Consider the following 14,499-nt stretch of genomic DNA (forward strand, 5'->3'; position numbering starts at 1 on the left):
GTGCAGTCTGCTGTTTCATGCGCTTTACTCAAACCCATAACACCCATAGCAGGAAGCAAACACGAAGCGTCAGGTCGATGAAAATCGCAAGACGACAGTAGGAGGACTCACTTGGATTGACGCTGTTCAATCTGCAAAATGATCAACCTTCAGGGATGGGGTCAGCGCAACAAAGCCTTGGTTTTTCTACTGAAACAACTGCCACGACATTTCGTAATTACCATTCACGATGGTAAGACGGGAGGGGTGTTTATGCGCCTGCAGCCGGTTGACAGCCTGTTACTGACACGACCCAGTATGGTCGAGTACTTCCTGTTCGGCATCCGCCTGATCCATGGCGTGACCGCGATGCTGCCGGGCCTGATGCTGCTGGTATACCTGGGCGAGCAAGATCCAACCGTCATCAAGAGCTACCTCACCCTGCTGCTGTTCTTCGGTTTCATCAGCGTGCTGATCTTCCAGGCGCTGGGCGTGTATGCCGAGACCATCTTCAGCAACCTGCTGCGTTTTCAACTCACACTCTTCGCCTGGTCATCGGCGTTCTGCCTGCTGCTGTTCATGCACCATGGTTTGTCACTGTTCAACTTCCTGACCAACACCGAACTGTTTATCTGGTTTATTTCAAGCCTGATACTGTTCGGTGTCGAACGCCTGGTTCTGCTGACCCTGTTCCAGCAACTGATGCAACGGGGGTTTTTCCTGCAGCACGCGGTTATCCTCGGCGCCACTGAAAACGGCCAGCGCCTGGCCGAATACCTGGCCCAGCACCAGGACATCCGCTCCGGGGTCATCGGTTTTATCGACGACCGCATCGGCCGCCTGCCCAAGACCCTGGTCAACCAGCCGCTGCTGGGCAACTCCAATGACCTGGAACGCCTGATCCGCGAAGAAAAGGTCACCCAGGTCCTGGTCGCCCTGCCCTGGTCGGCGGAAAACCGCATGGACTACATCATCCGCGAACTACGCCGCCTGCCGGTCAATGTGCTGCTGGTGCCGGACATGGTTGCCTTCCGGCATGCCCACAACCGCATCACCGAAGTCGCCAACCTGCCGATGTTCAACGCCTCCGAGGTTCCCCTGCGCGGCTGGTCGCCGATGTTCAAGCGCCTGGAGGACATGGTCCTGTCGAGCCTCGCACTGATCCTCTTGTCGCCGATCATGCTGCTGACGGCCCTGGCGATCAAAATCGATTCGCCGGGCCCGGTGCTGTTTCGCCAGAAGCGCTACGGCTACAACAACCGCCTGATCGAAGTCTTCAAGTTCCGCTCGATGCACCAGCACCAGAGCGATGCCAACGCCGAAACCCAAACCACCCGCGGCGATCCGCGGATCACCCGGGTCGGACGTTTTATCCGCAGAACCAGCCTCGACGAGTTGCCACAGCTGTTCAATGTTTTCATCGGCAGCATGTCGATGGTCGGCCCGCGCCCCCACGCCACGGCCACCAAGGCGGCGGGCATCCTGTTCGAGGAAGCGGTCAAGGAATACACCTCGCGCCACCGGGTCAAGCCAGGCATCACCGGACTCGCCCAGATCAATGGCTACCGCGGCGAAACCGACACCCTGGAAAAAATCGAAAAACGTGTCGAGTTCGATCTGGAGTACATCGAAAACTGGTCGATCTGGTTCGACCTCTACATCCTGTTCCGCACTGTCCCGGCAGTGCTCATGACCCGCGAGGCCTTCTGAATGGGCGTACTCATCCCCTGCATCATCGCCGGTGGCGCCGGCACCCGTTTGTGGCCGGTCTCCCGCGAGGCCATGCCGAAACCCTTCATGCGCCTGCCCGACGGCGAAAGCCTGTTGCAGAAGACCTTCCGCCGGGCCGCCGAACTGCCCGGTGTCCAGCGGGTACTGACGGTGACCAACCGCGAGGTGTTCTTCCGTACCCTGGATGACTACCGCCAGTTGAACAAGGCCGACGCGGCGCTGGACTTCATCCTCGAACCCTTTGGTCGCAACACCGCCCCGGCCATCGCCGCGGCGGCCTTGCATGTGGCCAGGCTCTACGGCGACGACGCGCAACTGCTGGTTCTGCCGGCCGATCACCTGATCAAGGACCTGGACGCCTTCGCCAAGGCGGTCGACAGCGCTCGACTCCTGGCCGAGCAAGGCTGGCTGGTGACCTTCGGCCTGGTACCGACCCACCCCGAGACCGGCTTCGGCTATATCGAGAAAGGCCAGGCCCTGGGCGATGAGGCGTTCCAGGTCGCCCGCTTTGTCGAGAAGCCCGATGCGAAGACCGCGCAGCAGTACCTCAATGGCGGCCGGTACCTGTGGAACGCCGGCATGTTCTGCATGCGGGCCGACGCCGTGCTGCGCGAACTGCGCGAACACGCCCCGGACGTCCTCGAGGCCATGACCGAGTGCCTGGCCCTCAGCCACAGCCGCGAAGGCAGCCAGGAACTTCAACTGGAACTGGATGGCAAGAGCCTGGCCCGGGCGCCGGACATCTCCATCGACTACGCCCTGATGGAACGCTCGCGCAAAGTCGCGGTGGTGCCCTGCCAACTCGGCTGGAGCGACATCGGTTCGTGGCAGGCGGTGCGTGAACTGACACCGGCCGATGCCCAGGGCAACCAGTGCAACGGCGAGACCGTGCTGCATGACGTCAGCAACTGCTACATCGATTCGCCCAAGCGCCTGGTGGGCGGCGTCGGGCTCAAGGACCTGATCATCATCGACACGCCGGACGCCTTGCTGATCGCCGACGGCAAACGCAGCCAGGACGTCAGGCTGATCGCCCAGGAACTCAAGCGCCAGGGCCACGACGCCTATCGCCTGCACCGTACCGTGAGCCGTCCATGGGGCACCTACACCGTGCTCGAGGAAGGCAAGCGCTTCAAGATCAAGCGCATCGTGGTCAAGCCCAATGCGTCGCTGTCGCTGCAGATGCACCACCATCGCAGCGAACACTGGATCGTGGTCAGCGGCATGGCGCGGGTCACCAACGGCGACAACGAGTTCATGCTCGATACCAATGAGTCGACCTTTATCAAGCCGGGCAAACAGCACCGGCTGGTCAACCCGGGGGTGATCGACCTGGTGATGATCGAAGTACAGAGCGGCGAATACCTCGGCGAAGACGACATCGTGCGTTTCACCGATATTTATGGACGGGTTCCCGTCGAAACCAGCAAGACCTGAGACACCTGAAACAGTAGGAGCACCCACATGCGCGGACCCGGGTCCGTCAAGGGGGGTAACCATGCATAAAGGGAAGACTGACCAATGAACAAACTCCTGCTGATCCTCAGTGTTTTATTAATCAGCGCGTGCAGCATACCGGCCAAGGTGGCATTACCGGATAACGACGTCCTGCGCGAAGGTCACCGGGCCGGCGACGCCCTGGCCGGCAAGCCGCTGCCGGACCAGCGCATCCGCGCCGGCGACACCTTGCGTATCGTGCGCAATACCGGTGAAGCGCCGTCCATTTCCGCCTTCACCGCCAACTCGATCTACGAACTGACGCTGTTCATCGTGATGAATGACGGCAGCTTTTCCTACCCCTATGTCGGCAACGTCAAGGCCGCCGGCCTGACCCCCCAACAACTGACCCTGATCCTCGAAGACAAGCTGAAGAATATCTACCAGGATTCGGCCCTGACGGTGAATATCTCCCAGGCCCCGAGCAACACCGTGTTCGTCGGTGGCTCGGTGCGCACCCCGGCCAGCCTGCCGGTGACCACCGTCACCACCCTGGAACAGGCCCTGATCGGCGCCGGCGGTCTGTTGCCGGTGGGCGACAGCCGCAATATCGCCTTGCTGCGCCAGGACGACGACGGTCGCTACAAGACCTACTTCTTCGACTATCGCGACACCATGCTCGCCGGCGCCAGCAACCGCGCACCGGTGCTGCTGCAACGCGGCGACGTGGTGTTCGTGCCCAAGTCCCATGTGGGCAACGGCATCGAGTGGGTCGACCTGTATCTGAACCAATTGATTCCCTTCCAGAAATCCATTGGCATCGGCGCGAACTACAACCTGAACAACTCCACCAGCACTGGCAACTGATCGTTAAGGACAACAGACATGATCAATATCCGCTCCTTCCGAGACTTGTTGCGCCTATTCTTCATCTTCAAGCGCGAAGTGAAAACCACTGTGCTAGTGACTTTCGTCGTCATCCTGCTGGGAGCCTTCCTGTTGCCCAACCGCTACGAGTCCACGGCCCTGCTGCTGGTCAAGCCGGGCCGGGACACCAGCACCTTGCCGATCGAGATCTCCGACCGCCAGGCAACTATTATCCCCAGCGCCCAGCGCGACCCGATCATCGATGAGGAACGCATCCTCACCGGGCGCCCGATCGCCCGGCTGGTAGCCGAGCAATACCTCGACGAGCTGTCCAGGGTACCGCCCCAGGAAGGCTTTATCGCCACCCTCAAGACCCTGGTCAAGAGCACGGTGCAGGGCCTGCTGGATGTCGGTCGCGGCCTGCTGCAACTGCTCGGTCTGGTGGAGAAGCAGACACCGGTCGAACGCCTCGCCGACCAGTTGACGAAGTACTTCAGCGTGACCCACGCCGTGGGCTCCTCGGTGATGGAAATCAGCTTCACCTGGAACGACCCGCAGGTCGCCCAGACCATCGTCAAGAGCTGGATCGAGCAGTATGAACAGGAACGCACCCGCACCCTGGGGCGTAAAAGCCTGTACGCCTTCTATGAAGGCGAAAGTACCGCGACCACCAAACGCATCCTCGACTACAAGAAACAGATCGAGGCCCATCTCAACGAGCTCGGAGCGGTGAGCATCGGCGAGCGCCTGAACGATATCTCGCGCAACCTCAACAACCTGCGCGGCGAGCACCTGAACACCACCCGTGCGGTGGCCTCGACCAAGAGCGGGCTGGACCGGATCAAAGCCCAGCTCGACAGCATGAAGAAAGAAATCAGCATCGGTCGGCAGATGAGCATCAACCCGGACCGCCAGGACCTGCAACAGCGGATCAACGCCAAGCAGATCGAACGCCAGGAAATGCTCCGCACCTTCAAGGAAGGCGCACCGCCGGTGAAGGCCATGGACAAGGCGATTGCCAACCTGGAAGACCTGCTCAAGTCGCAGAACGCGGTAGTCCAGCGCACCGATAACCTGGCGCCGAACCCGGTCTACACCCGCCTGCAGAACAGCTTCGCCGACCAGGAGGCCAGCCTCAGCCGCTTGCAGACCCAGGCCGCCCAGCAGGAAACCCAGCTCAACCAGTTGGAACAGGACCGCCGTCAGGCCCTGGCCCTGGAGCCGGAAATGGCCCGCCTGCAACGTGAACTCGATGCCGCGGAAAAGAGCTTCGCCCTGTACAGCACCAGTACCGAGAAAGCGCGGATCGACCGTGAACTGGACAAGAGCCAGATCAGCAACATCGCGGTGATCGAACAGGCCACCCTCAACGAAAGCCGGGTCTTCCCGAAAAGCCTGACCATGCTCTTGCTGGCCATTCCGCTGAGCCTGGGGGTCGGCCTGCTGGCCCTGTATTTCTTCTATCTGCTGGACCAGCGCATCCACGACGGCGACAAGATCGAGTCACGCTTCGGGGTCAAGATCTGGACCAGCCTGCAAGACATCAGCAACGGCAGCATCCAGCGTCGCACCGCGTTCACTGCCAGCATGTACCGGCTCTATGGGGTCCTGCCACTGGAACAGGTCGCCGAACACGGACTGGCCATCGGCCTGACCTCGGCCCGGCGTGGCGAAGGGGTCAGCTTCGTCATCGAGCACCTGGCCAACCTGCTGCAGGAACGCGGCCATCGGGTCCGCGTCGACGGCCAAGGCCCGGCGCATCCGGGGGAAATCCTGCTGCTCAATGCCGGCGCGTTCTTCTCCAACCAGGAAGCCTTCGTGACCCTGCGCCAGGCCGACCTGATCGCGCTGATCATCGAAGCGGAAAGCACCACCGTACCGATCCTGGAAAATGCCCTGTCGACACTCAATACCGCGTTCAAGCGCGTCGACGGCATCATCCTCAATCGCCGGCGTTTCGAGATCCCCGAGCGTGTACTCAATACCCTGGCCCGCATCCGGAGCCATGCCTGATGCATATCGCCCTGATAGCGCCCCTGCCACCGGAACAGAATGGCATAGCCGACTACGCCGGGCATCTGAAAGCGGCGCTGGAAAACCTCGGGGTGCGTGTCAGCACGCCCCTGGCGGGAGTGGGCAACGACCCGCAACGGGCCAGGGAGCTTGTAGCGCAGGCATCGTGGCAGGGCATCGATCTGGTCCACGCCGAAATCGGGGGCGGGCGCCTGGCCGAGTTCCATGCTTTGAAGGCCCTGCGCGCACGCTTCCCGGCGCTGCCGCTGACCGCGACCTTGCATGACCCGGAACGCCTGGTCTGGCGCCGCGAGCGCTTGCCCTGGCCGCTGTCGCTGGCCGCACGGCTGCCTTCGCCGCTACCACAGATGGCCACGGTGCTGGCCGATCCGCTGTGCCTGTACGAGGAGCGGCAACTGGCCCGCAGCCTGACCCGCCTGGTGACACTCACCCATTCGGGCGGCCATTGCCTGCGCCAGCGCATGGGGTTGCGCAACGAACAGATGGCAGTGATTGCCCACGGTAACCTGGCCATCGCGGCAAAGCCCCTGCCCGCGCTGGAGCCGCTGCGACTGCTGTACTTCGGTTTCATCTACCGCGGCAAGGGCATCGAAGACCTGCTCGACGCCCTGGCCATCACCTTCACCCAGCAACCGGCTTTGCGGACCCGCGTGCGCCTGACCCTGGCCGGGGGCAGCGAGCCGGAGATGGCCTTCGGCCCTTCGGGCAGCTATCTCGATCAACTGCGCCAGCACATCCAGAGCCTTGGCCTGCAAGACAACGTCGACTGGCAACTGGACCTGCCGGCCGCCGAGATCCCCGCCGTAATCCAGGCCCACCACGTGATGGTGCTGCCGTACCGCGAGTCGAGCAAACTCAAACTGCTGGGCAGCCTGCGCGGGACCAGCGGCGCGCTGTCCTGGGCCGTGGCCTGCGGACGCGGCGTCATCACCTCGGACGCACGTTCCTTTGCCGAGGAAGTGTCCCAGGGCAACGGCGTGATTTTCCCCCAGGGCAATGTCACGGCCCTGGCGACGGAGCTGAGCCACTTGTGCGCCAAGCCGGAACTGGCGATCAGTTGGGCCGAACAGGCCAGCGCGATCGGCGCACAGCGGGTCTGGAGCCACACCGCCGAGCGCTTCCTGCAGTTGTTCCAACAGGCCTGCGGAGGACATCAAGATGTGGCGTAGAGCCTTTTTATGGTTCCCGGCCCTGTTGCTGATGGCGCTCGCCGTCAGCCTGATCCCCTGGAGTCCCCAGGTCGCCGCCCAGACGACGCTCAAGGCGCCCCGCGCGGTGGAGTGGAAAAACTTTCTCGGGGTCAACGCCCAGTTCCAGTATTTCGATCCGGACATCTACCAGAAACAGATGACGCAGCTCGATGCACTGGGCCTGAACTGGGTGCGCCTGACCCTGCACTGGTTCATCATCGAACCCGAACAGGGGGCTTTCCAGTTCAGCGAACTCGATGCTGCCATGGCGGCGATGAAGAGCCATGGCTACAACACCGTCGCCTACCTGGTCGGCTCGCCGCCGTTCGCCAGCAGCGCTCCGGCCGGCACCCCGAGCAGCGACCAGTATCCACCGACGGACTTCAAGCTGTTCGCCTCGCGCATGGTCACCCTGGCCCAGCGCTACCCCCAGGTGAGCACCTGGCAGGTATGGAACGAACCGAACATCATCTGGCGGCCCAAGGAAGATCCCGCAGCCTACTACCAGATGCTGAGCACCACCGCCGATGCCATCCGCACCCAGGTGCCGGGCAAAGCCATCGCCACCGCCGGCGTCGCTTACTTCGGCCAGATGCACAGTACCCCCGGCTTGATGCTCGACGCCCTGTTGGGCCAGGGACTGGCCGGCCAGAACATCATCGCCGCCTATCACCCCTATACCCAATTCCCGGAAGGCGACGACGCCGCGGCCCAGGACTTCCTGCTCAGGGGCAATGCCATGAACAGCGATCTGCACGGCAAGGGCGTCACCCAGGTCTGGGCCACCGAATGGGGCTGGTCGAGCTATGACGGTCCCAAGGAAATGCAGGCACTGATCGGCGTCGACGGACAGGCCGACTACACTCTGCGACGCCTGGCACTGATGAGCGCCATGGACTACCAACGGATCTTCCTGTTCAACCTCAGCGACCTGGATCAGCGAACCACCCCGCGCGACCAGCATTACGGCCTGCTCGACCTCAACGGCGAGCCGAAACCGGTGTATAACGCCCTGAAGAACTTCCTCACGGTCACCGGCCCGGCCCTCCAGCCGGCCGACGCCCCGTCGTCGAGCAATGCGCCCGCCGACCTCTACAACATCACCTGGACCCGCAATGACGGCGCCCATGTCTGGATGTTCTGGAGTGCCAGCGGCCAGAGCCTGCAATTGCCCGGTGTGACCCAAGCGGCGCTGTTCGACCCGTTGACCGGCACCCAGACAACTCTGAGCGACAGCACAGCCATTACCGTGCCGCTGAAAACCAGCCTGCAGCTATTGGTGTGGACGCCATGAAAATCCTCTGGACCCTGCCCTACCTGCCCTGGCCCACCACCAGTGGCGGCAAGACCCGGCAATTTCACCTGCTGCGCAGCCTCGCCGCGCGCGGGCATCGGATTACCCTGCTGGTGCAATCGAAAACCGACGTCGACGAGGCTACCCGCCACGCCCTGGCGCCGATTGTCGAACGCCTGATCGTGGTCCCGCGACGCTCGTTACGCAGCCTGAAAACCCTGCTCGGCGTGCTGCTCGCGCCCTACCCGATGCTGGCCACGATCAACGGCCTGGCGCCGCAGTTGCAGGCCCGGTTGCGCACCCTGCTGGAAGAAGACTGGGACGTGATCCAGATCGAGCACAGCTACAGCTTCCAGCCCTTCGAACAACCACTGCTCGATGCCGGCAAGCCTTTTATTCTCACCGAGCACAATGTCGAGTCGGCCCTCGGCGCCGCCAGTTATGACCGCCTGCCAGGCTGGATGAAGCCCTTCACGCAATATGACCAGCGACGCTATCGGCGCTGGGAAAGCCGGGTGTTTCGCCAGGCCGCCGAACTGATCGCGGTGACCCGCGACGACGCCACGGTACTGCGCCAGCAGACCGGCAAGCCGGTGGCGGTGGTGGTCAACGGCGTCGACACTGGCCTCTATGCCGGCGTCCAACCCGACCTCCACGCCCGACGCCTGCTGTTTATCGGCAACTACGAATACAGTCCGAACCTGGACGCCGTCGAATGGGCCCTGGAGGAAATTCTCCCGGCCCTGTGGCTGCTCAATCCGGGGGTCCGTTTCGCCATTGCCGGATTCGGCTTGCCGGATGCCTGGCGCGCGCGCTGGACCGATCCGCGAATCGAATGGCAAGGTTTTGTCCCCGACCTGCGCACCCTGCAAAGCAAAGCCTCGGTGTTCTTCGCACCGCTGCGCCAGGGCGGCGGCTCCAAGCTCAAGGTGCTCGAGGCCATGGCCGCCGGCCTGCCGGTGGTCACCACCGGCCAGGGCGTGTCGGGACTGAAGGTCGAAAACGGCCAACACTATCTGGGCAGCGAGGACCCGCAAGCCCTGGCCCGGATGCTCGCCGAACTTCTCGAACACCCGTCGCGCCTGCACCAGATCGCCGAAGCCGGCCGGGCCTACGTCAAGGCCGAACACGATTGGTCCGTGGCCGCCGCACAACTGGAAGCGGTCTATAACCGCCTCCCCCACCTCAAGGAAGCAGAATCCGTATGCGCATAGGTCTGGATTATCGCCCGGCAGCGGGTTACACCCACAGCGGCATCGGCCGTCAGAACCTGGCCCTGGAGCAAGCCCTGCGCGCCCATCCCGAGGTGAGCCTGCAACTGTTCGGGGTAGCTCCGGAGGATCACCCGATCCGTCGCCGCGTCCACTGTCCGAAATGGGGCTCGCCCTTGTTCGGCGTACACCGTCTGCCGATACGCCTGCGCTTCGAGGCCGGCTTCCTGCCCGGCGCGTTGCGCGAAGCAGGGATCGAGGTCTACCTCTGCAACTTCAACATGGGCCTGCCGCCAGGGCGCAAGCCCGCCGGCATGCGTTATGTGCTGCAACTCCATGACCTGTTCCAGCTGACCCTGCAAAACAGCCACGGTTCGAAACTCAAGGAACGCGTCTACCGGGCCACCGACCGCCTCTCCATCGGCCATTCGGTAAAGGTCGCCGACCGGATCTGGACCCCATCGCAATACACCGCCGACGAACTGGTCAAGTTGTTTCCCGAAGCCCGCGACAAGGTCCGCGTGTTGCCCAACCTGGTCACCGGTTTCGTCGGTGAGGCCGCCGACATCAGCGACCTGCAAGTGCCTGAACGCTACTGGCTGGCCGTCGGCACCCGTGAGCCGCGCAAGAACATCCCCTGGTTCGTCAGCGCCTGGCACGCCGCCCGCCAGCAATCGCCGCAGGTACCGGAGTTGGTGCTGATCGGCGCCCCCGAGGACCTGCCCGCGTCGCTGCAACACCTGCCGGGCCTGCATTACCTGACCGGCCTCAGCGATGCACAACTGCACGGGGTGTACCAACAGGCCGAGCGTTTGTGGCAACCGTCTTATGCCGAAGGTTTCGGTCTGCCGGTGATCGAAGCCCTCAGCGTCGGCACCCCGGTGGCCGTCGCCAGCGGGTCGGCGCTGGACGAAATCACGCCACCGCACAGCCCACGCTTCTCGCCCACTGACGGCCCGGCCCTCAGCGCGCTGATGATCGGTCTGGCAGACGCCCCCGCCGAGGACCCCGAGGCACTTCGGACCTGGGCCGCGGGTTATGGCACCGCGGCCTACCAGGAGCGCTTCAACCACCTGATCGAGGAGCTGAAATAATGCCCTTGGCGCTGCCCATCGCCCTGTTGTTCGGATTGCTGTTCGGCATCCTCGCCTGGCTGCTGCCGCCGTTCAAGGTGGCGGTCGTGCTGGTCGCCATCGGTGGCGTGGTGACCATCATCCGCCACCCGCTCTGGGGCCTGCTGCTGTTCAGCGTGCTCGCCACCTTCCTGCCCTACTCGACGATCCAGATCGGCCTGCGCACCACGGTGTCCGAGGCCCTGATCCTGCTGGTCTGGGGCAGCGTGCTGGTACAAAGCCTGTTCAACAACCTGCCGCAAAAAAAGCCCCTGCTGCGCACCGAGCGCTGGCTGGTGGCCTTGATGTTGTTCAGTGCCTTTCCGTTTATCGTCGGCCAGTTGACGATCAACGCCGAAGGTAACGGCCTGGTGAACTGGATCCGCTGGCTGCTCAACCTGTCGGTGCTGTTCCTGGTGCCCCGCCTGCTCGATCAGCAAAAGGCTCGCGATCAGGTGGTCACCGGCCTGCTGCTCGGGACCCTGTTGCTGTTGCTGCTGTCGATCCCGGTGTTCCTCAAGAACGGCAGCGCCACCGGCATGACTCCGATCCTGGCCGCACTCGGCTATGGCAGCATCGAGGTGCTGGGGGACAGCCTGTCGGCACTGTCCAATCGCATGGGCTCGCCCTGGATGCACCCCAACGCCCTGGGTGGCGCCATGACCCTGCTGCTGCCATTGGCGTTCTGCTACGGGCTGGCCCGCCAAGGCTGGAGGCGCACGCTGGGCCTGGCGGTGGCAAGCCTGGGCGTGATCGGCCTGCTGCTCTCGGGCTCACGCGGGGCGCTGGTCAGCCTGCTGATCGTCCTGTTCTGGATGGCCCGCAAACGCGTGCCCTACGCCGGTCAGGTGATCCTCGCCGGCCTGGTGTTCGGCAGCCTGCTGCTGATGTTCTACCCGCCGTTGCAGGACCGTCTGCTGGGGCTCTTTTCCAGCAACGACGCCAGTACCAATGTGCGTTTCGACGAATACTCACACTTCCCCAACGCCATGGCCATGTTCCCCTTCGGCATCGGCTTCAAGGTCGAGCCGCCCGTGCCCGGCACCGGCCTGTGGGGTATCTCCAACCTGTGGCTGAACTTCATCTACAAACTCGGCGTGCCGGGTCTGGTCCTGTTTGCCGCGGTGATCTGGAGTTGGTGGAGCGACACCCGCTCTTCCCTGGCCGCCTTCCAGTTGAATGAAGACAACGCCATCTGGCTCGGCACTACCTGCGGCTTGATGGCGGCGCTGCTCAGCGGCTTCTTCGACCACTATTTCAGCTTTACCAATGTGCTGATCGCCCTGTTCTGGCTGATGCTGGGCCTGAACCTGCACGAAACACGGCGTCTCAAGCTCAAGGCCACCCCTCTGCCAGGAATCCACCCATGAAACACCGCATATTCCACTCGTTGAACCTGAGGCAGGCACTGCCCGAATACGCCGAGAAGATGGGCGTAGGGCTGGAGGAACTGGAAAGCAGCTACCAGTGGATGCTGGAAAACGACGTGTGTTTCGAACAGCCGCTCAAGGGCAATATGCTGTGTTTCATCAGCTACCTGAACATCGAATCGCGAATCGAGCCGCCCCTGGCCCGGCGGTTCTATGCCTTGCTCGGCCGCGAGGTCAAGGGCGAGCTGATCCCGTTGTACGGGATCAACTGGCCGACCCTGCGCGATCGCATGCTGCGCGGCTGGGAACTGGCCTACAACATACTCATCTGCAAGATTCCCAGCCATACGCTGAGGCTGCTCTGGTTGCGCGCGGGCGGGGCGAAGATCGGCAAGGGCTCGACGGTCTGGCGCAACACCGAGGTGCTGGGGGTGAACAACCTGCGCATCGGCAACGACAGCACCGTCGGCTGGCATTGCCAACTGGATGCCCGTGGCGGCCTGATCATTGGCGACCATGTGACCATCGCCTCCCACGTGCTGATCATTGCCGGCGGCCATGACATCCAGGCCCCGGAGTTCTGGGCGGTCGGCGGGCCGATCTATATCCGCGACTATGCCTGGATTGCCAGTCGCGCCCTGCTCTCGTTCGGTGCCGATATCGGCGAAGGCGCGGTGGTCGGTGGCCAGTGCGTGGTCTCCAAGCCGGTTCCGGCCTACGCCATCGTCGGCGGGCCGGACGCGGCGATCAAGGGCGAACGTTGCCGCGGCCTGAACTACAAGGTGGGCGGCAAAGGCCTGTTCACTTTGTTCCATTGAGCCGCGGGCATGCCTGACTCGAAACTGCTCGGTTCCACCCTGTGGCTGACCCTGGCGACCCTCACCGGCCTCGTCGCCGGGTTCGCCCGCGAGTGGCTGCTGGTCGCCGCCTGGGGCGCCGGCGGGCGCAGCGACAGTTTCCTGGTGGCGCTGTTCCTGCCCGAAGCCTTGCGCATGGCCCTGGCGGCCGGTCTGCTCAGCGCGGCGGCGCTACCGCTCTACCAACAACGCACCGCCACCGAACAAACCGCCTGGCTCGGCGCGATGGCCCCCCGGCTGCTGCTCTGCGGCCTGCTGCTGGCGCTGGTGCTGGGCGTCGGCTCACCATTATGGGTTCGGCTGATCGGACCGGGACTCGACAGCGACGGCTACGCACTGGCCGGGGCCAGTCTGCATTGGCTGGCCTGGTGCGCCCCCGGGTTTATCCTGCATGCCTTGTTCTGCGTGCCCTTGCAGGCTCGTTCACGCTTTGTCCTGGCCGGACTCGGCTCGCTGCTGTTCAACCTGCCGCCGGTGTTGTACCTGGCCTTCCTGCGCCAGGCCGCCACTCCGACCGGCCTGGCCAGTGCTTGCGTACTGGGCAGCCTGCTGATGCCGACGCTGCTGTTGCCGGCCTTGTACCGCGGCGGCTGGAAACCCTGGCAACTTGGCCACGCACCCGGCGCCGTCAAAGAACTGCTGCAACGCATCGGCCCGCTGCTCAGCAGCAACCTCGCCAGCCAGGGCCTGGCCCTGCTCGAACGCATGGTCGCGTCGTTGCTCGGCGAAGGCGCCGTGACCTGGATCAACCTGGCGCGCAAACTGATCAACCTGCCGCTGATCGCCCTGATGAGCCTGAACCAGGTGCTGCTCGGCCTGATGAGCGGCAGCCAGGGCAGCGAACGCCTGGACCTGCTGCGCAAGGGCCTGGCCAGCGCCAGCCTGCTGACCCTGCCCGCCGTGGTCGGGCTGATCGGTGCCGCCGGGGCCCTGGTCAGTCTGCTGCTGCCCCACCAGGCCGCCGACAGCCCGCTGCCGGAACTGCTGGCCTGGTTCTCGATCCCCCTGGTCTTCGGTGCCTGGAACGCCCTGCTCGCCCGCTACGCCTACGCCGCCGGCGACACCCGCCTGCCACTCACCTGCGAACTGACCAGCAGCCTGCTCAATGCCCTGCTGCTGGCGGTACTGCCGTATTTCCTCGGATTGATCGGCATCGCCCTGGCCGCCATCTGCGGGGTGATACTCACCGGCCTGCTGCTGATCCGCCGCCAACAGTTGCAAACCTTGGTACCGTGGCGCAGCCACGCCTTGCTGGGGTTGGCAGTGATGGTCGTGGCCGCGCGAGTCCTGCATCCGCTGCACGGCATCTGGCTGCAACTGGGCCTGAGCAGCCTGTGCAGCCTGATCCTGCTGATTGCCCTGGCGGCGTGGTTGCGCCCCTGGCGCGCCCTGCCCGGCTGAACCTGGAGACCGAACA

General features: G+C 63.8%; 11 protein-coding genes. All 11 read left to right on the forward strand.

Annotated features, from left to right (window positions below; genetic code table 11):
- The first annotated feature begins 252 nt into the window (after positions 1-252).
- Positions 253-1,689: an undecaprenyl-phosphate glucose phosphotransferase gene (locus HX830_RS21665; RefSeq protein ID WP_152737310.1), complete on the forward strand. Its 1,437-nt coding sequence runs from the start codon at positions 253-255 to the stop codon at positions 1,687-1,689.
- Complete coding sequence (locus HX830_RS21670) at positions 1,690-3,147, forward strand: mannose-1-phosphate guanylyltransferase/mannose-6-phosphate isomerase (protein ID WP_177102521.1); 1,458 nt, start codon at positions 1,690-1,692, stop codon at positions 3,145-3,147.
- Between the two features lie 84 nt (positions 3,148-3,231).
- Complete coding sequence (locus HX830_RS21675; RefSeq protein ID WP_103496711.1) at positions 3,232-4,014, forward strand: polysaccharide biosynthesis/export family protein; 783 nt, start codon at positions 3,232-3,234, stop codon at positions 4,012-4,014.
- 18 nt (positions 4,015-4,032) lie between these two features.
- Positions 4,033-6,027, forward strand: coding sequence for a GumC family protein (locus tag HX830_RS21680; protein WP_103496710.1), 1,995 nt, complete (start codon positions 4,033-4,035; stop codon positions 6,025-6,027).
- Complete coding sequence (locus HX830_RS21685) at positions 6,027-7,217, forward strand: glycosyltransferase (RefSeq protein WP_152737308.1); 1,191 nt, start codon at positions 6,027-6,029, stop codon at positions 7,215-7,217. The genes HX830_RS21680 and HX830_RS21685 overlap by 1 nt, the downstream gene beginning before the upstream one ends.
- Positions 7,207-8,532 (forward strand): cellulase family glycosylhydrolase, encoded by a 1,326-nt coding sequence (locus HX830_RS21690; RefSeq protein ID WP_152737307.1) that lies wholly within the window; start codon positions 7,207-7,209, stop codon positions 8,530-8,532. The genes HX830_RS21685 and HX830_RS21690 overlap by 11 nt, the downstream gene beginning before the upstream one ends.
- Positions 8,529-9,746, forward strand: coding sequence for a glycosyltransferase family 4 protein (locus HX830_RS21695; RefSeq protein ID WP_103496707.1), 1,218 nt, complete (start codon positions 8,529-8,531; stop codon positions 9,744-9,746). The genes HX830_RS21690 and HX830_RS21695 overlap by 4 nt, the downstream gene beginning before the upstream one ends.
- Positions 9,737-10,837, forward strand: a complete 1,101-nt coding sequence (locus HX830_RS21700; protein WP_152737306.1) for a glycosyltransferase family 4 protein — start codon at positions 9,737-9,739, stop codon at positions 10,835-10,837. The genes HX830_RS21695 and HX830_RS21700 overlap by 10 nt, the downstream gene beginning before the upstream one ends.
- The gene (locus HX830_RS21705) at positions 10,837-12,225 is read left to right on the forward strand and encodes an O-antigen ligase family protein (protein ID WP_152737305.1); all 1,389 of its coding nucleotides are present in this window, start codon (positions 10,837-10,839) and stop codon (positions 12,223-12,225) included. The genes HX830_RS21700 and HX830_RS21705 overlap by 1 nt, the downstream gene beginning before the upstream one ends.
- On the forward strand, positions 12,222-13,043 hold the full coding sequence (locus HX830_RS21710) for an acyltransferase (protein WP_152737304.1): 822 nt from the start codon (positions 12,222-12,224) through the stop codon (positions 13,041-13,043). Before HX830_RS21705 ends, HX830_RS21710 begins: the two co-directional genes overlap by 4 nt.
- 24 nt (positions 13,044-13,067) lie before the next feature.
- Positions 13,068-14,483: a lipid II flippase MurJ gene (locus HX830_RS21715; RefSeq protein WP_177102618.1), complete on the forward strand. Its 1,416-nt coding sequence runs from the start codon at positions 13,068-13,070 to the stop codon at positions 14,481-14,483.
- Positions 14,484-14,499: the final 16 nt, after the last annotated feature.

Origin of the sequence: Pseudomonas gingeri, assembly GCF_013385425.1 — a bacterium.
GTDB lineage: Bacteria > Pseudomonadota > Gammaproteobacteria > Pseudomonadales > Pseudomonadaceae > Aquipseudomonas > Aquipseudomonas gingeri_D.

Excerpts from the sequence above, each read along its gene's own strand:
- HX830_RS21695 (WP_103496707.1), top strand. The coding sequence starts at position 8,529 with ATGAAAATCCTCTGGACCCTGCCCTACCTGCCCTGGCCCACCACCAGT.
- HX830_RS21685 (WP_152737308.1), top strand. The coding sequence starts at position 6,027 with ATGCATATCGCCCTGATAGCGCCCCTGCCACCGGAACAGAATGGCATA.
- HX830_RS21665 (WP_152737310.1), top strand. The coding sequence starts at position 253 with ATGCGCCTGCAGCCGGTTGACAGCCTGTTACTGACACGACCCAGTATG.
- HX830_RS21670 (WP_177102521.1), top strand. The coding sequence starts at position 1,690 with ATGGGCGTACTCATCCCCTGCATCATCGCCGGTGGCGCCGGCACCCGT.
- HX830_RS21700 (WP_152737306.1), top strand. The coding sequence starts at position 9,737 with ATGCGCATAGGTCTGGATTATCGCCCGGCAGCGGGTTACACCCACAGC.
- HX830_RS21710 (WP_152737304.1), top strand. The coding sequence starts at position 12,222 with ATGAAACACCGCATATTCCACTCGTTGAACCTGAGGCAGGCACTGCCC.
- HX830_RS21690 (WP_152737307.1), top strand. The coding sequence starts at position 7,207 with ATGTGGCGTAGAGCCTTTTTATGGTTCCCGGCCCTGTTGCTGATGGCG.
- HX830_RS21675 (WP_103496711.1), top strand. The coding sequence starts at position 3,232 with ATGAACAAACTCCTGCTGATCCTCAGTGTTTTATTAATCAGCGCGTGC.
- HX830_RS21705 (WP_152737305.1), top strand. The coding sequence starts at position 10,837 with ATGCCCTTGGCGCTGCCCATCGCCCTGTTGTTCGGATTGCTGTTCGGC.
- HX830_RS21680 (WP_103496710.1), top strand. The coding sequence starts at position 4,033 with ATGATCAATATCCGCTCCTTCCGAGACTTGTTGCGCCTATTCTTCATC.